Consider the following 17,309-nt stretch of genomic DNA (forward strand, 5'->3'; position numbering starts at 1 on the left):
CCTTCCTGCTGCAGGCTAGGCGGCCGGCAGCTCGCTCACCGGCGGCAGCCCGGGATGGGCCTTTCCCGCCAGCGCCGAGGCGACCCACAGGGAGCGCTGCGCATCCCCAGCCATTCCGTCCCGGAGATAGTCCACGGCGTTGGCGACTTCACGGAGAATGCTCCACTCAGCCGCGGCTTCGGCGTCCAGTCCGCCGGCGGCACAAAGGTCCTGCAGCCGCTGCAGCAGTGCTGCTTCCGGCGCAGCCGGGTCCAGGTCCTGCAGCCGGTTCCACAGCATGGGTGCGACGGCGTACTCCGCCTCGCCGCAGACAGCCTGCGGATCAATTGCCGCGTACCCGCCGGCCGGACGTGCCAGGACGTTCCCAAAGTGCAGATCCGCATGCACCAGTACATCGCGGCTGCTCCGCCGTCCCACTATGCCCCGCGTTTGGCAGACGGCCAGCGCTTCTTCCAACAGCCAGCGTTCGAAGGGCTGTCCCAGGTCCTCCCATTCCGCCGGCAATTCATCCGAGAGCTGTTCGGCCCGCTCCGCTGCGGAGGGAATCCCGGCCCACTCCGGCTCGTCCGCAACCGGGATGCCCAGCTGCCGGATGAGTCCGCCCCAGACCTGTACCGCGTCTTCCATGGGGGCCTGGAGCAGGCTTACTTCCGGGATGAGCCGCTCCAGCAGCAAAGCGCTTCCCGTGGGGTCCTGTCCCAGCAGGCGCACCGCCCCGCGGCCCGCCCAGAGGTGCAGGGCCGGTGCCTCGGCTGCTGCTTCGGGATGCGGGAAGGGCAGCTTGAGAACCGCCGGAGACCGGTCTGCGGCCAGCACGGGCAGCACCAGCGCTCCGTGACCGTGCCAGCCTGCGGTACCGGCAGTGCCGTCAAACTGAAGACCGAAGGCAGCGAAGGCCGCGTCTACGAGGTCGGGAAGGCTGTCGACCCAGTCCCGGCCTTCACGCGAGCGCCCGTAGCGCCGGCGCAGTGCCTCGGGTACAACGACGGTTGATGCCATGGGGGGGCGCCTCCTGCAGGCTGGATTGCGTGGCCGGGGGTGTTGCCTGCGGGGCAGGCTCATGACTGGTGCGGCCACCAACCCAGCCTAGGGGGCCGTCCCCAACCGTGCCAGTGCAGGGCTGGGCGGCCGGCTCCTAGCCCTGGGCAGCCCAGGGAAGCGCAGCAGGTTCAGCATCCAGCCCGGGGGCCGGTGGTATCTCGGCTGCGCCGTCGTAGAGGAACAGGGAGCTGGCAACCAGCCGGTCGATCGCCCAGGCCCGCACAGCGCCGTCGCTCGTGCCGGTCAGTTCGGCATAGAGAGTGGGCATTGCTTCTTCCAGCTCCTCCAGGGAGGTAACCGGATTCGCCAGGAAACCAGGGGACAGCGCATACGCCGGAACAGGCGTGATTTCCGGCAGGCACAGCGAGGGCAGGCGCTTTGCTCCCTCAAGCCCGGCTTCCAGATGGGCTTCCCTGAGTTTGGCGGGTGTGCTGCCCAGTACCGTAAAGGCGCTCCCGGCCTGGGCCTGCGCAACCTCGTAGGCGTACGCCGCGCCGAATTCAGCATCGAGGACCGCCTGCAGCGACTCTGCCGCACCGGGCCGTTCCCGGATTTCAGCGCGGTCGGACCCCGCGCCGTCGTTGGTGCATTTGGTTTGCCCGTCTTCGTTGAGCACGGGGGTCCATCCGCTTTCCTGGACGGGTTCCGGGGTTTCGCCCAGGGCCTCGGCGAGGTTCTGTGAGAGCAGCAGCTGCCCGGTCCCGGTCGAGGCAAGCAGCCGAGCCGTTCCATAGTCTGCCCGGCCAGCGGCGGCCAGGTTCTTCCGTGCCGAATCCTGAAGTGCCTTCGTGAAGGACTGCTCCTCCACACCCTCTGATTCCCGCAGCGCTGCAGCTCCGCCGGGACTGGTCAGCAGCAGTGACTGCCGGCTGAGCGTGTCCGCCGCATCCAGCAGTGCAGCAGCCCGGGGACCCTGGGCGGCGGCTGCTCGTGACTCCGCCTCTGCAGCTAAAACCCGGGAAGTGGCGAACGCCTCATTCAGCGCCTGCTCTGAAAAGCTGCGCGGACGTTCCGGCTCTGCTCCGGATCCTGCGGTCAGCCCCAATCCGGCAATCACGCAGGCCAGCAGGCCCAGCGCGAGGGTACGCCGCAGAAAGCCGGCAGCGGCGGCAGCCCGTGACGGGCGCGCAGCTGACGGCCGCGGGGCGGTACGGGGCTTGTTCACAACACTCGATCATGCCACGAACGCGTCCCCACCTGCGGCGGTGACCCGGCGGCCGCGGAAAGTCGGTAGGCTAGGAGCTACAACAACATCTAGTGGGAGGCAGTAATGGCGGGTCGCCCCAGCCCTAAAAAAGACACGTCGTCTAACTACCGCAAGAACGCACAGCGTGCAGAGGTCGCAGCAGAGACGCAAAGGCTGAAGGACTATCTGGCTCCCACAGTTGCCGGTGAGAACCTCTTCCTTGAGGACATCGAAATCAGGATCGCCGGTGCCCACCGCACCGTTCACGTCATTGTGGACCTTCCGGAGACGGAGAGCGGCGGTGTGAGCCTTGACCGCATCGCAGACGTTTCCCGCGTTCTTTCGGATGCCATGGACCAGGACCCGAACGATGACGGACGCCCCTACAGCCTGGAAGTCTCCTCGCCCGGCGTTTCCCGTCCCCTGACGGAGCCCCGGCACTGGAGGCGCAATGCCGGCCGCATGGTCTCGGTGACCCCTGTTCGCGGCGACGGCATTACCGGACGCCTGATTGAGGTCGACGACAAGGGAATCACGCTGATACCCGAAATCGCGGTCAAAAAGGGAATGAAGGCGAAGCAGGGCGAGAAGACGCACCTGGCATTTGACCAGATAGCCAAGGGACGGGTGGAGATTGAATTCGCCCACCTTGAGGACGAACCGGCTGGCGAGGACGCCGACGGAATGAAAAGCACAGCCGAGGAGGCCTAAATGGATATTGATATGAGTGCGCTGAGGCTGCTGGAAGCGGAACGCGAAATTCCGCTGGACAAGCTGATCCCCACGATTGAACAGGCACTGCTGGTCGCCTACCACAAGACCACCGGCTCGCAGGAGAATGCCCGCGCCGAACTGGACCGCAAGTCCGGCCACGTGACCATCTGGGCCACAGAGCTCGACGACGACGGCGAGGCCGTGGGCGAGTTCGATGACACGCCTGCCGGATTTGGCCGAATCGCAGCGAGCACGGCCCGGCAGATCATCCTGCAGCGGCTGCGCGACGTCGAAGACGACAACATCCTTGGTGAGTTCAAGGGCCGTGAAGGAGAACTGGTTTCCGGTCAGATCCAGCAGGGCAATAACCCGCACATGGTCCAGGTAAACCTTGGTTCCGTTGAAGCGCTGCTGCCGCCGACCGAGCAGGTACCGGGGGAGAAGTACCTGCACGGATCGCGCGTGCGTGCTTTCGTCGTCGACGTTCGCCGCGGCTTCAAGGGACCGTCGATCACGCTTTCCCGCTCCCACCCGGGCCTGGTACGGAAGCTCTTCGAGCTGGAAGTTCCGGAGATCGCGGACGGGTCCGTGGAAATCGTCGCCCTGGCACGCGAGGCGGGCCACCGCACCAAGATCGCCGTGAAGGCCAACGTACCGGGCATCAACGCCAAGGGCGCCTGCATCGGTGAAATGGGTTCGCGTGTGCGTGCCGTCATGACGGAACTGCACGACGAGAAGATCGACATTGTTGACTTCAGCGAAGACCCGGCAACATTTATTGCCAACGCTCTCTCGCCTTCACGCGTGAACTCCGTGACGATCACCGATGCCGACACCCGTTCGGCGCGCGTGGTGGTCCCTGATTACCAGCTTTCGCTGGCGATCGGCAAGGAAGGGCAGAACGCACGTCTCGCTGCCAAGCTCACGGGCTGGCGCATCGACATCGTCTCCGACGCAAAGTCCGCCTAACTTCTTCCTTCCGCAGGCAGGATGAAGGCAAGAGAAAAGAAACGCGGTAGAATGTTCATGGCCGGGTCACCGTCCGCCTTCCAGCAACCGCAGGAGCCCGTGAATTCGGTGCGGCCTGCGGCAGGATCAGGGCACGTTCCGCAGAGAACGTGCATTGGCTGCAGGAAGAAGGATGACCAGGCTGCACTGATGCGGCTGGCACTGGATTCTGGGGATGGCATGAATGCCGTCCTTGTTGATGAGAGCCGCCGTATGTCTGGCCGGGGCGCCTGGTTGCACCCCGACGCAGCATGCTTTGCAACCGCTGTGAAACGCCGGGCCTTTGGCCGTGCCTTCCGGGCACAGGCTGATCCCTCGGCAGTGGCACAGTGGTTTGAAGCTCAAGAGGCGGGTCCGGCCCGGAACCCCCTCGAAACCGTCCAACCTGAAAGCGGGTCAGAAATCTGATGGAAACCCGATGAGTACCCAGCGATGAGTACTTTGTTGTGCTCTGTGATGGGCCCTGCTGCATCCGCAGTGGAAGCCCGCAGCAAATAGACGGTTCGTGCCTGGCTCGGTGCGGACCGAGACAGGAGAAATGTGGCCAAGGTCCGCGTACACGAGCTCGCCAAAGAGCTCGGCATTACTTCGAAGGACGCAGTTGCAAAACTGCAGGAACTGGGCGAATTCGTCCGTTCCGCGTCCTCGACCATTGAAGCGCCCGTAGTCAAGAAGCTGCGCGGTGCATTCCCCGACGCAGCATCCAAGCCGGCATCCAAGCCGGCCAGCTCAGGCCCCCGTCCGGCAGCACCCGCTCCGGCCGCCCCTGCCGCTGAAGCACCGGCGGAAGCTTCGGCTCCCGCCGCTGAAAAGCCGGCTGCTCCGGCACCGGCAGCCCCGGCTGCTCCCGCCCCTAAGGCAGAGAGCAAGCCTGCAGCACCGGCCCCCGCTCCGGCAGCACCGGCAGCTCCGGCTCCGAAGGCTGCAGAAAAGCCTGCTGCTCCGGCAGCACCGGCAGCGGATTCCTCTTCCGCACCCCGCCCGGGTGCCCCGCGGCCCGGAGCTTCCGGCCCGCGTCCGGGCAACAACCCGTTTGCACCTTCCCAGGGCATGCCCCGTCCCCGCGGACGCGGCGACGGCGAGCGTGGCCAGGGCGGTCCCCGTCCCGGCAACAACCCGTTTGCAACATCCCAGGGAATGCCCCGTCCCGGCCAGCGCCGCGATGATTCCGAGCGCACCGGCACTCCCGGCGCAGCAGGACCGCGTCCGGCAGCCGGCTCCGGCGGTCCCCGTCCGGGCGCTCCGCGTCCGGGTGCACCCCGTCCCGGCGCACCGCGTCCGGGTGCTCCGCGTCCCGGCGGTGCCGGTGGAAACCGTCCTACTCCGGGCATGATGCCCAACCGCACTGAGCGGCCCGCAGCCCCGGCACGTCCGGGTGCAGGCGGACCCCGCCGCGGACCCGGCGGAGCTCCGGGCACCGGCGGCGGTCCCGTTGGCGGCGGCTTCGGCAAGGGCGGCCGCGGACGCGGCGGCACTGCCGGTGCTTTCGGCAAGGGCGGCGCAGGACGCGGCAAGCAGCGCAAGTCGAAGCGGGCAAAGCGGCAGGAACTGGAGCAGATGTCAGCTCCGTCGCTGGGCGGCGTTTCGGTACCCCGCGGCGACGGCAACACGGTTGTCCGGCTGCGCCGCGGCGCGTCCATCACGGACTTCGCTGACAAGATTGAGGCAAACCCCGCAGCGCTGGTCACCGTGCTGTTCCACCTCGGTGAAATGGCCACGGCCACCCAGTCCCTGGACGAAGAGACGTTCGGCGTTCTCGGCGAGGAACTGGGTTACAAGATCCAGGTTGTCTCACCCGAAGACGAAGAGCGCGAACTGCTTTCCAGCTTCGACATCGACTTCGAAGCAGAGCTGGAAGCCGAAGGCGACGACGAACTCGAGGCACGTCCTCCGGTAGTCACCGTCATGGGTCACGTTGACCACGGTAAGACCCGCCTGCTGGATGCCATCCGCAACACCAAGGTGGTTGAAGGCGAAGCCGGCGGCATTACCCAGCACATTGGTGCCTACCAGATCGCCTTCGACCACGAAGGCACTGAGCGGGCCATCACCTTCATCGATACCCCGGGCCACGAGGCGTTCACCGCCATGCGTGCCCGTGGTGCGAAGGTCACCGACATTGCTGTTCTGGTTGTGGCAGCGGACGACGGCGTTATGCCGCAGACCGTTGAAGCCCTCAACCACGCACAGGCAGCAAATGTGCCGATCGTGGTTGCCGTGAACAAGATCGATAAGGAAGGCGCCAACCCGGAGAAGGTCCGCGGCCAGCTGACCGAATACGGCCTGGTTCCGGAAGAATACGGTGGCGACACCATGTTCGTTGAGGTCTCGGCACGCCAGAACCTGAACATCGACGCCCTGCTCGAGGCCGTGCTGCTCACCGCAGATGCTGCCCTGGACATGCGTGCCAACCCGGACAAGGACGCTCGAGGCATTGCCATCGAAGCGAACCTGGACAAGGGCCGCGGCGCCGTCGCGACCGTCCTGGTCCAGTCCGGTACGCTGCGTGTCGGCGACACGATCGTGGCGGGCACCGCACACGGCCGCGTCCGTGCGATGTTCGATGAGAACGGCGACACCGTTACCGAAGCCGGACCTTCGCGTCCGGTCCAGGTCCTCGGCCTGTCCAACGTTCCGCGTGCAGGCGACACCTTCTTCGTGACCGACGACGAGCGTACTGCCCGCCAGATCGCTGAGAAGCGTGAAGCTGCAGACCGCAACGCCGCACTGGCCAAGCGCCGCAAGCGCATCAGCCTTGAGGACTTCGACCAGGCCGTTGCTGACGGCAAGGTTGACACCCTTAACCTCATCCTCAAGGGTGACGTGTCCGGTGCCGTGGAAGCCCTGGAAGACTCCCTGCTCAAGATCGACGTTGGGGACGGCGTGCAGCTGCGCGTCATCCACCGCGGCGTCGGTGCCATCACGCAGAACGACGTCAACCTGGCGACCGTGGACAACGCGATCATCATCGGCTTCAACGTCAAGCCTGCCGAGCGTGTGGCCGACCTGGCCGAGCGCGAAGGCGTGGACATGCGCTTCTACTCCGTCATCTACGCAGCAATCGATGACATTGAGCTGGCCCTCAAGGGCATGCTCAAGCCGGAGTACGAGGAAGTGCAGCTCGGCACCGCCGAGGTCCGCGAAGTCTTCCGTTCCTCCAAGTTCGGCAACATTGCCGGCTCGATCGTCCGCTCCGGTGTTATCCGGCGCAACGCCAAGGCGCGGGTTACCCGCGACGGCAAGGTCATTGGCGAGAACCTCACCGTTGATTCGCTCAAGCGGTTCAAGGACGACGCAACCGAGGTCCGCACGGACTTCGAGTGTGGTATCGGTCTGGGGTCGTTCAACGACGTCAAGGAAGGCGACATCATCGAGACCTTCGAGATGCGCGAGAAGCCGCGGGTCTAGTATCCCGGCCAGGGGCCGCCGTTCGCGGCGGCCCCTGCCTGCGGGCCCTCCGGCCCGCGTCGCCCCGTCCGGCCACGGCAGTCACCTGCCGGGCCAAGGGGCATTTCAGCGCGCGACGGCGGCCCTACCGGTCCCCGTTGCCGCGAACCCACATCTTTATTGAAGGAGAGGTAATGGCAGATCCAGCACGCGCTGCGAAACTCGCTGACCGCATCAAGGTGGTAGTTGCCCAGGCGCTCGAGCGGCGGATCAAGGATCCCCGGCTGGGATTCGTGACCATCACCGACGCCCGCGTTACGAATGACCTGCAGCACGCGACCGTCTACTACACGGTTTTCGGTGACGAGGCCCAGCAGGCTGACACGAAGGCTGCCCTGGATTCCGCCCGCGGAGTCCTGCGTTCGGAGGTGGGCAAGAACATCACTGTCCGCCTCACTCCGACCCTGGAGTTCGTCGCTGACGAGATCCCGGTGAACGCCAGCCACCTGGAGGAACTGATCCGGGAAGCCAAGAAGCGCGACGAAGAACTCGCCGCGCTGAAGCAGGGTGCAGCTTACGCCGGCGACGCCGATCCCTACCGCAGGGACGAAGACGACGACGAAGAGGACCTGCAGGACGCACCGGCAGAGGACTCCGACGCGCGCAGCTAGCGCGAACAGGTTTCAGGAAAAGGAGCGGCACCCCGGATGGGGTTCCGCTCCTTTTGCATGCCGTATGAATCGTGGAAGAGCCGGGATCAGCCAACGCCGGGCAGCCGGGTGACCCCGGCGACCAGTTCATCCCGCCGGCCGCACAGGGCAATCCGGACCCACCCTTCGCCGATGGAACCGAATGCGGTTCCGGGAGCTACGGCAACTCCTTCTTCCGCCAGGAACTGTCTGGTCCATGTGCGGATGTCGCCTCCGGAAACGTGCGAGAGATCTGCCCAAAGGTAAAAGGCGCCCTGAGCGGCAAGGAACGGTATTCCCTTGGCTTCCAGGATTGCCGACGCCGCATCCCTGTTGCCTCGGTAATGCGCGGCAGCTTCGCGCACATAGTCCTGGGGGCCGGTCAGTGCCGCCAGCGCGGCGTACTGCGAGGGTGAGGCCACACAGGAGACGATCGACTCCATCACCGTGCTCAGCTGCGCTTCCAGTCCCGCAGGCGTCACAAGCGCCCCGACGCGCAGCCCGGTCAGCCCATAGGTCTTGGACAGCGTGTAGGAAGCTATGACACGTCCGCCGTTGGCTCCGTCGTAAGCCAGCGGGGAAACATGCGGCACATCGTAGGTGAATGCCTCGTAGCACTCGTCAGAGAGAATCCAGAGTCCCCGGCGGCGTGCCAGCTCAACCAGCTCGCGGGTCAGGTCCGGGCTGAAGACCGCGCCCAGCGGATTAGAGGGCGAATTCAGCAGCAGCACCCGGGTGCGGGGAGTGATTCTCGCCTCAATCTCCTCGATCTGCGGCTGGAAGCCATTGGCCGGATGAAGCGGGTACTCCATTGGCACGGCATGCAGCAGCCTGGCCGTCATGGCGAAGGTGGGGTAGCCGGGATTGGGGATGAGGATCTCATCCCCGGCATCCAGCAGCATGCTCATCGCCAGATGCAGTCCCTGCTGGGCCCCCGAGGTGACGAAGATCCGGGACGGGTCAGTGTCCTGCCCGGTCTGCGCAGATACCCGTTCCGCGAACGCTGCCCGCAGCGGGGCAATGCCCGCATTCGGTGTGTATCCCGTCTCGTCCCGGGCGAGGGTTTCCTGTGCAGCCTGCAGCACATGCACCGGAGTGGGGAACCCCGGCTCTCCGATGCTGAGCACTACCGCGTTGGGGGTCGCCCATGCTGCCTGCGTTATTTCGCGGATCTGGTTCGGGTCAACGGAACGCACGTGGGCAGCGAGCTGAGACATAACCGCATGCTACAGCCGGCACGCTCCGCAGTCCCGGAGGCCGGGCCGCTGCCCGGAGCCAGGCCAGCAGGAGAACCAGTACCTGCGCCGCGCATATACTGAAAGGCGTGAATTCCGGGCAGGTCCGTTCAGGACTAATTATTGTGGACAAACCGCAGGGATGGACCAGCCATGACGTGGTGGGCCGTCTGCGCAGGCTCGCCGGGACCAGGAAAGTCGGCCATGCCGGAACCCTGGACCCCATGGCAACAGGTGTGCTGGTGGTGGGCATTAACAAGGCCACCCGGCTGCTGACCTACATTGTGGGAACCTCTAAGACCTACGACGCCACCATCCGGCTGGGCCAGTCCACCATCACTGACGACGCCGAGGGAGAGGTTATCGCCGAGACGATCGCCGCTGCCGTCACTGACGAGGAAATCCGCGCAGCGGTCGCCGACCTGACGGGGGATATCCAGCAGGTTCCCAGCAGCGTCAGCGCCATCAAAGTCGGCGGGGAACGCTCCTATGCCAAAGTCCGCGCCGGCGGAGAAGTGAATCTCCCGGCCAGGCCCGTTACCGTCTCGAGGTTCGAGATCCATGACATCCGCCGGGAGCACGGCGGAAAACTGCGCGACGTCGACGTCACGGTTGAGTGCTCCTCCGGAACCTATATCCGTGCATTGGCCAGGGACCTCGGAGCCGCCCTCGGCGTTGGGGGCCACCTGACCGCCCTGCGGCGAACCTCAGTCGGTCCCTACACGGAGGAGCGGGCCTCGACGCTGGAACAGCTGGCCGAGGACCTGTCCCTGCTTGAGCTCAACGACGCTGCCCGCGCGCTGTTCCCGGTGCGGGAACTGACTTCCGAGGAAGCCGACAACATTTCCCACGGCCGCCGCATCAGCGCCTCCGGTGTTCCCCTGGCGGACGGCGAACCGGTGCCGGTCGCAGCCTTCGCACCGGACGGCGAACTGATCGGCCTGCTGGCGGACAAAGCTGACACTGCCCGGGCGCTGCTGGTCTTCGCTCCGGGAAACGAAAGGTCCTAAGTGGTCATCGACCCCCTGTTCATTGTCGGGACGATTGTCTGTCTCGTATCCACCGTGCTGTGCGTGGGTGCTGCTGTGCTGCGCCACGGCCCCAATGACCTGACAATTCTCTCCGCGGCCGCCGTCGAGCTGTTCCTGATCGTCTACGCGATTGCCGCCGTCATCCGCCAGACCGGCGGAGAGACGCTGAACGGCCCCGCGTGGGAGTTCTGGGGATACCTGTTCACCGCCGCGGTGATTCCGATCGGAGCTGTCTGGTGGTCCCTCATGGACCGGTCACGGTGGAGCAACCTCGTGCTGGGTGCAGTGGGAATCACGGTGTTCGTAATGTTGTTCCGGATGGAACAGATTTGGGATGGAGTGCCGCTGGCATGAAGAAACTGATCAAGCCCAGGCCCGACGCCGATGCCGCCGCTCCGGCGGCACGCAACGCCGGACCGGGCAGGCTAATCGTGGCCGTCTACGGGGTTTTCGCGCTTGCCGCTACGGCACGTGCCGCCTTCCAGATTGCAACCAAGTTCGAAGAGGCGCCGCTGGCCTACCTGCTCTCCGCGTTTGCCGCCGTCGTCTACATTGTGGCAACGGTGTCCCTGGCCAAGTCGGGGGAGACCTCCTATAAGGTCTCCGTCGCTGCCGTCAGCATCGAAATGGCGGGCGTCGTGGCGGTAGGACTCTTCGGGCTCCTGGACGCGGCCGCACTGCCGGATGACACCGTCTGGTCCGGTTTCGGAATGGGCTACGGGTTTGTGCCGCTGGTCCTGCCGATCGTGGGCCTGCTCTGGCTTTACAAGCACCGGAACCGCCAACACGCCTAGCCGCACCGGGGTTCTTGTGGGCTTCCGGTCGTGAGACGATGTGGAAAACTGCGCTGTGACAGGCGCGCCGCGAATCCCGTCAGGGGGCAGGACAATGACAATCCCAGCATCGGGACCGGAAGAAAACCCGCGCAGGGCCGCAGCTACGCCGCGGCAGCAGACGGAACATTCCCGCCCGGACGCGGCAACAGCACCGGGCACCGGTCCGGCAGCTGACAGCCGGGGCGGAAAAGTGGGTGCGCGCCCGCCGAAAAGGGGACCGAAGGCTGCCGCAGCGGGCAGCAAGACCTGGAAGAGCAGCGACGACTGGGGTGTTTTCCGGGCCGTCGTAGTCGGCGTCGGCGTCGTGATCGCCGCGATCGGCGCTTATTACCTCATTACCGGCACCGCCGGCGTGGCCGAAACCAGCGGAGGAGCGGTCAACGCGTCCCTGGAGAGCCAGTTCCGTTTCTTCTCCGCGATGATGATTGGCGTCGGCGCCGCGTTCATAGCCATCGCCATCAAGTTCCAGTGGGCAAACATGCTGTGGCTGGTCTGCCTGATGGTCTTCCTGGGCGGTATAGGCCGGGTGCTGTCGTGGGCATTTTCGGGCACCCCGCACTTCACGTTGATCATCCTCATGATCGTGGAGCTGGCCTTTCCTCCGGCCCTGCTGGTCTGGCACCGGTTTATCGCCAAGACCAGTGAACTGCGGCGGGAAATCCACCACGGTTCAGAAGGCGGCAGCGCCCCGGCTGGAACCGGTGCGTAACCGGGAGCCCTTTTCCGCCATAATGGATGAAGCCTTCCGCGCAGCCAGCGCTGTCCGGAGGCATTCATGGATGACTGTCCGCTGGTAAGGAGCTCGGGTGTATTACTGGAATGACCTTGCGGAGGTGCCGTCCGACCTTGGTCCGACAGTAGTTACGATCGGCAATTTCGACGGCGTCCACCTCGGCCACCAGCACGTTCTTTCGCGCCTGGTTAAGACCGCACGCGACCGCGGTGCAGCCGCCGTCGCACTTTCCTTTGACCCGCACCCCGCCGCCGTCCACCGTCCGGAGAGCGCCCCGGTGCTCATTATGGGGCCCGCAGACCGGACCGAAGCCCTGGCGGAGACCGGGCTCGACGGCCTGCTGATGGTCCACTACGACTTGGACCTGGCGGCGCTGAGCGCTGAGGAGTTTGTCCGAAGGTTCCTTGCTGACGGGCTGCACGCCGTGGCCGTGGTGCTGGGCCATGACGCCAGGTTTGGACGCGGCAACACCGGAGACCTGGACACCATGCGCGAGCTCGGTGCCGAGCTGGGTTTTGATGTTGTGGCGGTCGACGACTTCGACGCCCTTCCGGAAGGACCCGGGGACATCCAGGGGCGCCGCTGCTCCTCAACGTGGATCCGTGAAGCACTGGCTGCCGGGGACGTACGCACGGCAACACGCCTGCTGGGCCGCACCCACCGTATGCGCGGCACTGTGGTTCACGGCGCCGCCCGCGGACGCGAACTCGGCTTCCCCACGGCGAACCTGGCGCCGGAATCCACCGGGCTTATTCCGGCCGACGGCATCTACGCCGGCTGGCTCGTGGATTCTGCCGGAACCCGCTGGCCTGCGGCCATCTCAGTGGGTTCAAACCCCACCTTCGACGGCGTCAGCCGCCAGGTGGAGGCTCACGTCATTGACCGCCCGCAGGAAGCAGTGGAGGATTTCGACCTGTACGGCCAGACCGTGGGGGTTGAATTCGTGGACCGGCTTCGGGGAATGGTCGCGTACACGGGCCCGGAGGCACTAATCGAGCAGATGCGCCTTGACGTGGCGCGCACCCGCGAGGTCCTTTCGACAGAAGGCCCCGTCGCCGGGTAAACTGGAGCAAAATTCGGCTGCGGTCCGTGGCGGCTGAATTTCTTTGTGTCTGCCGCGTTTATGCGCAGGCGGCACAGGGTTCCCGGCAGCGAAGTGCTGATTCGGGCCTCACGGCACAACTGTAGGAGTTACATTGGCACTCGATCCCGCCGTCAAGCAGGCAATCATCAAGGAATTCGCTCTCACCGAAGGTGACACCGGATCCCCCGAGGTTCAGGTTGCTGTTCTGTCCCGTCGTATTTCGGACCTGACCGAGCACCTGAAGACCCACAAGCACGACCACCACACCCGCCGCGGCCTGATGGCCCTGGTTGGCCGTCGTCGCCGCATGCTGGGTTACCTGCGCGAGACCGACATCACGCGTTACCGTGCGCTCATCGAGCGTCTCGGCCTGCGCCGCTAGTTCTGCTTTGAGGGCGGTTCCTGCGTAACTGCGCAGGGCCGCCCTTTAGCGCAGGGTACAGCCAGGCAGACATGGACACCGGGTTAGTCCGGAAGCGCACCTGCCCCAAGCTGTACCGGCACTACCGAAGTAAAAGAAAAAACAAATACAGGAGTCAGCCAGCATCGCAGCATTCGCGGTCCTCGGTAGTGGTCTCCGGGAGCAACAGCCCGTGGACCTCGATCGAAGACCGGGTGTTGAATCCCCAGCCCCGCATCCGCGGAGGGAAGGGAATCATGGGACGGTGCTGGGTGCCTCCGCATCAAAGAAACGGAGGTGACTCTCTATGGAGGGTCCCGAAATCCAGTATTCAGAAGCCGTAATTGACAACGGCCGTTTCGGCAAGCGCGTTATCCGCTTCGAAACCGGCCGCCTCGCAGCCCAGGCCGCAGGTTCCGCGATGGTCTACATCGACGAAGACACCGCACTGCTCTCGGCAACCTCTGCCGGCAAGTCCCCGCGTGAAGGCTTTGACTTCTTCCCGCTGACCGTGGACGTCGAGGAGCGTATGTACGCTGCCGGCCGCATCCCGGGCTCGTTCTTCCGCCGTGAAGGACGCCCGTCCACCGAAGCCATCCTGGCCTGCCGCCTGATGGACCGCCCGCTGCGCCCGGCATTCGTCAAGGGCCTGCGCAACGAAGTCCAGGTTGTTGTCACCGTTATGGCGATCAACCCGGACGTGCTCTACGACGTGGTTGCCATCAACGCATCCTCCATGTCCACCCAGCTTTCCGGCCTGCCGTTCTCCGGCCCGATCGGCGGCGTCCGCGTTGCCCTGGTCGAAGGCCAGTGGGTCGCGTTCCCGAAGCACTCCGAGCTGGAGCGCGCTGTGTTCTCCATGGTGGTTGCCGGCCGCATTGCCGGTGACGACGTCGCCATCATGATGGTTGAAGCCGAAGCCACGGACAACGCCTGGAACCTCATCAAGGAAGAGGGCGCCACCGCCCCGACCGAAGAGGTTGTTGCTGAAGGCCTCGAAGCCGCCAAGCCGTTCATCAAGGTTCTGTGCGACGCACAGTCCGACCTGGCTGCACGCGCCGCCAAGCCGACTGTAGAGTTCCCGATCTTCCTGGATTACCAGGACGACGTTTACGAAGCTGTTGAAGCTGCTGCCGCCGCCAAGCTGGCAGAGGTCTTCACCATCGCTGACAAGCAGGAGCGCGACGCCGCTTCCGACGCCCTGAAGGACGAAGTCAAGGCTTCCCTGGCCGAGCGCTTCGAAGGCCGTGAGAACGAAGTTTCCGCAGCGTTCCGCTCGGTCACCAAGCAGGTTGTCCGCCAGCGCATCCTCAAGGACCAGATCCGCATCGACGGCCGTGGCCTGACGGATATCCGCCAGCTCACCGCCGAGGTTGAGGTTCTGCCCCGCGTTCACGGTTCGGCAATTTTCGAGCGCGGCGAAACCCAGATCCTGGGCGTCACCACGCTGAACATGCTCAAGATGGAACAGCAGATTGACTCGCTGTCGCCGGTAACGCGCAAGCGCTACATGCACAACTACAACTTCCCGCCGTACTCCACCGGTGAGACCGGCCGCGTGGGCTCGCCCAAGCGCCGCGAAATCGGCCACGGTGCCCTGGCAGAGCGTGCGCTCATGCCGGTGCTGCCGTCGCGTGAAGAGTTCCCGTACGCCATCCGCCAGGTCTCCGAGGCACTGTCCTCCAACGGCTCCACCTCAATGGGTTCGGTCTGCGCCTCGACGCTGTCCATGCTCAACGCCGGTGTGCCGCTGAAGGCTCCGGTTGCCGGCATCGCCATGGGCCTGGTCTCCGACCAGGTTGACGGCGAGACCCGCTACGCAGCCCTGACCGATATCCTCGGCGCCGAAGATGCCTTCGGTGACATGGACTTCAAGGTTGCCGGTACCTCCGAGTTCGTTACCGCCATCCAGCTCGATACCAAGCTCGACGGCATCCCCGCCTCGGTCCTGGCCGCAGCCCTGAAGCAGGCCCGCGAAGCCCGCCTGCACATCCTCGGTGTCATGGACGCCGCGATCGATACCCCGGATGAGCTCTCCGAGTTCGCTCCGCGGATCATCTCGGTGAAGATCCCCGTGGACAAGATCGGCGAGGTCATTGGCCCGAAGGGCAAGATGATCAACCAGATCCAGGAAGACACCGGCGCTGACATCTCCATCGAAGATGACGGCACGGTCCTGATCGGCGCCACGGACGGCACGTCCGCCGAGGCTGCCCGGGCTGCGATCAACGCGATTGCCAACCCGATGGTTCCCGAACTGGGCGAGCGTTACCTGGGCACCGTTGTGAAGACCACCACCTTTGGTGCCTTCATCTCCCTGACCCCGGGCAAGGACGGCCTGCTGCACATCTCCGAGCTGCGCAAGCTCTCGGGCGGCAAGCGCGTTGACAACGTGGATGACGTTGTCTCCGTCGGCCAGAAGATCCAGGTTGAAATCACCAAGATTGACGACCGCGGCAAGCTGTCGCTCTCGCCGGTTGTTGCTGAAGACGACGCCGAGGGCGAAGCGGCTGCTGAGACAGCAGAGTAGATGCCTGAAAACACTGCAGACAGCCGTTCCGGCGCGGGTTTTTCCCGCACCGGGACGGTTGTCCCATTTCCCCTGACATCCCGGGCGGGCGATCCGGCACTGGAAATCGGTGACCCGGCCGGCGCCGTCGTGCGCCGTTCCGTCCTTCCCGGCGGCGTACGTGTGCTCACCGAGTCAATGCCCGGCCAGCGCAGCGCGACCATCGGCTTTTGGGTTGGCGTAGGTTCGCGTGACGAGGCCGAAGGCCGGCACGGTTCCACGCACTTCCTGGAGCACCTGCTGTTCAAGGGCACGTCCCGGCGCAGCGCCATGGACATCGCCTCTGCGTTCGACGAGGTAGGAGGAGAATCTAACGCCGCGACGGCGAAGGAAACCACCTGCTACTACGCCCGCGTGCTGGACACCGACCTGCCAATGGCCATTGACGTCATTGCGGACATGGTGACCTCAGCCGTGCTCGATGCCGAGGAGCTGGAGCAGGAACGCGACGTCATCCTCGAGGAAATCGCGATGGACGCCGATGACCCCGCGGATCTCTGCCACGAGAAGTTCGCCGAAGCCGTGCTGGGCGACCACCCGCTGGGCCGGCCCATCGGCGGCACCCCGGAAGCGATCAAGGCGGTGCCGCGCGAGGCAGTGCTGGAGCACTACCGGCGCCACTACCGGCCCGAGACCCTGGTGGTCACGGCAGCCGGAGGACTTGAGCACGAGATTGTGGTGTCCCTGGTCCTGGACGCGCTTAAGCGTGCCGGCTGGGAACTGGACGAGACGGCCGAACCTGCCCCGCGCAGGGACACCACCCCGGCGCAGATCACCGGCGGGGGCGGCATCCATGTCATCAACCGCCCGGTGGAACAGGCCAACATTGTGCTGGGCTGCCCCTCGCTGACGGCCACGGACAGCCGCCGGTTCGCCATGAGCGTGCTGAACACCATCCTGGGCGGCGGCATGTCTTCCCGTCTGTTCCAGGAGATCCGCGAGAAGCGGGGACTGGTCTACTCGACGTACTCCTTCTCCGCGGCCTACACCGATGCCGGATACTTCGGCATGTATGCGGGCTGCTCTCCGGCCAAGACCCGGCAGGTCATCGACCTGCTGCAGTCAGAACTCGAGCGCCTGGCAGCGGACGGCGTCGAACCCGGGGAACTGGCCCGCGCACTGGGTCAGATTTCCGGCGGACTGGTGCTGGGCATGGAGGACACCGGTTCGCGGATGTCCCGCCTGGGCAGCGCCGAGCTTGTCCGCGGCGAATACGTGGACATCGAAGAATCCCTGGCACGGATCCGTGCCGTCACGGCCGAACAGGTCCAGGAGCTCGCCGCCGAACTTGCAGCAGCCCCGCGGACCATCACCGTGGTGGGTCCCTTCAACTCTCCGGCGGACCTGGGCTTCTAGCCTCTTCCCCTCATCGAGATGACAGAAACTGCCCGTATGA

The 17,309-nt window shown here is 65.3% G+C and carries 16 protein-coding genes; 13 read left to right on the forward strand and 3 right to left on the reverse strand.

The window, feature by feature from the left end; genetic code table 11:
* Window positions 1–15: 15 nt before the first annotated feature.
* A complete protein-coding gene (locus AO716_RS08200) occupies window positions 16–999 on the reverse strand; it encodes an aminoglycoside phosphotransferase family protein (protein ID WP_055240434.1) in 984 nt (327 codons plus the stop codon).
* 136 nt (window positions 1,000–1,135) lie between these two features.
* Window positions 1,136–2,206, reverse strand: coding sequence for a DUF4439 domain-containing protein (locus AO716_RS08205; protein ID WP_055240435.1), 1,071 nt, complete (start codon window positions 2,204–2,206; stop codon window positions 1,136–1,138).
* A 105-nt stretch (window positions 2,207–2,311) separates the two neighbouring features.
* Here AO716_RS08205 and rimP point away from each other — a divergent pair, with 105 nt between their 5' ends.
* From rimP to rbfA, 5 genes are all read left to right on the forward strand, one after another.
* The gene (gene rimP, locus AO716_RS08210; protein ID WP_055240436.1) at window positions 2,312–2,938 is read left to right on the forward strand and encodes a ribosome maturation factor RimP; all 627 of its coding nucleotides are present in this window, start codon (window positions 2,312–2,314) and stop codon (window positions 2,936–2,938) included.
* A complete protein-coding gene (nusA, locus tag AO716_RS08215) occupies window positions 2,939–3,910 on the forward strand; it encodes a transcription termination factor NusA (RefSeq protein WP_055240437.1) in 972 nt (323 codons plus the stop codon).
* A gap of 189 nt (window positions 3,911–4,099) precedes the next feature.
* Entirely contained in the window at window positions 4,100–4,357 is a 258-nt protein-coding gene (locus tag AO716_RS08220) for a YlxR family protein (RefSeq protein WP_235472100.1), read from the forward strand.
* Window positions 4,358–4,489: 132 nt separating this feature from the next.
* The gene (gene infB, locus AO716_RS08225; RefSeq protein ID WP_055240438.1) at window positions 4,490–7,357 is read left to right on the forward strand and encodes a translation initiation factor IF-2; all 2,868 of its coding nucleotides are present in this window, start codon (window positions 4,490–4,492) and stop codon (window positions 7,355–7,357) included.
* 173 nt (window positions 7,358–7,530) lie between these two features.
* Window positions 7,531–8,007 (forward strand): 30S ribosome-binding factor RbfA, encoded by a 477-nt coding sequence (gene rbfA / locus AO716_RS08230; RefSeq protein WP_055240439.1) that lies wholly within the window; start codon window positions 7,531–7,533, stop codon window positions 8,005–8,007.
* Window positions 8,008–8,093: 86 nt separating this feature from the next.
* Here rbfA and AO716_RS08235 read toward each other — a convergent pair whose 3' ends face one another.
* Entirely contained in the window at window positions 8,094–9,242 is a 1,149-nt protein-coding gene (locus tag AO716_RS08235) for a pyridoxal phosphate-dependent aminotransferase (RefSeq protein ID WP_055240440.1), read from the reverse strand.
* A gap of 107 nt (window positions 9,243–9,349) precedes the next feature.
* On the opposite strand from AO716_RS08235, the gene truB reads away from it, so the two are divergent.
* The 8 genes from truB (at window position 9,350) to AO716_RS08275 (ending at window position 17,269) form a co-directional block, all read left to right on the forward strand.
* Window positions 9,350–10,270 (forward strand): tRNA pseudouridine(55) synthase TruB, encoded by a 921-nt coding sequence (truB, locus tag AO716_RS08240; protein WP_082413436.1) that lies wholly within the window; start codon window positions 9,350–9,352, stop codon window positions 10,268–10,270.
* Window positions 10,271–10,645, forward strand: a complete 375-nt coding sequence (locus AO716_RS08245) for a hypothetical protein (protein ID WP_152969915.1) — start codon at window positions 10,271–10,273, stop codon at window positions 10,643–10,645.
* Window positions 10,642–11,085, forward strand: a complete 444-nt coding sequence (locus AO716_RS08250; RefSeq protein ID WP_055240441.1) for a hypothetical protein — start codon at window positions 10,642–10,644, stop codon at window positions 11,083–11,085. The genes AO716_RS08245 and AO716_RS08250 overlap by 4 nt, the downstream gene beginning before the upstream one ends.
* Window positions 11,086–11,179: 94 nt before the next feature.
* On the forward strand, window positions 11,180–11,836 hold the full coding sequence (locus AO716_RS08255; RefSeq protein WP_055240442.1) for a DUF4345 domain-containing protein: 657 nt from the start codon (window positions 11,180–11,182) through the stop codon (window positions 11,834–11,836).
* Between the two features lie 97 nt (window positions 11,837–11,933).
* Window positions 11,934–12,923: a bifunctional riboflavin kinase/FAD synthetase gene (locus AO716_RS08260; RefSeq protein WP_055240443.1), complete on the forward strand. Its 990-nt coding sequence runs from the start codon at window positions 11,934–11,936 to the stop codon at window positions 12,921–12,923.
* Window positions 12,924–13,056: 133 nt separating this feature from the next.
* Complete coding sequence (gene rpsO / locus AO716_RS08265) at window positions 13,057–13,326, forward strand: 30S ribosomal protein S15 (RefSeq protein WP_055240444.1); 270 nt, start codon at window positions 13,057–13,059, stop codon at window positions 13,324–13,326.
* Window positions 13,327–13,651: 325 nt separating this feature from the next.
* The gene (locus tag AO716_RS08270) at window positions 13,652–15,874 is read left to right on the forward strand and encodes a polyribonucleotide nucleotidyltransferase (RefSeq protein WP_055240445.1); all 2,223 of its coding nucleotides are present in this window, start codon (window positions 13,652–13,654) and stop codon (window positions 15,872–15,874) included.
* Complete coding sequence (locus tag AO716_RS08275) at window positions 15,875–17,269, forward strand: M16 family metallopeptidase (RefSeq protein WP_082413437.1); 1,395 nt, start codon at window positions 15,875–15,877, stop codon at window positions 17,267–17,269.
* Window positions 17,270–17,309 lie beyond the last annotated feature (40 nt).

This window comes from Arthrobacter sp. Edens01 (genome assembly GCF_001307035.1).
Classification (GTDB): Bacteria; Actinomycetota; Actinomycetes; order Actinomycetales; family Micrococcaceae; genus Arthrobacter_B.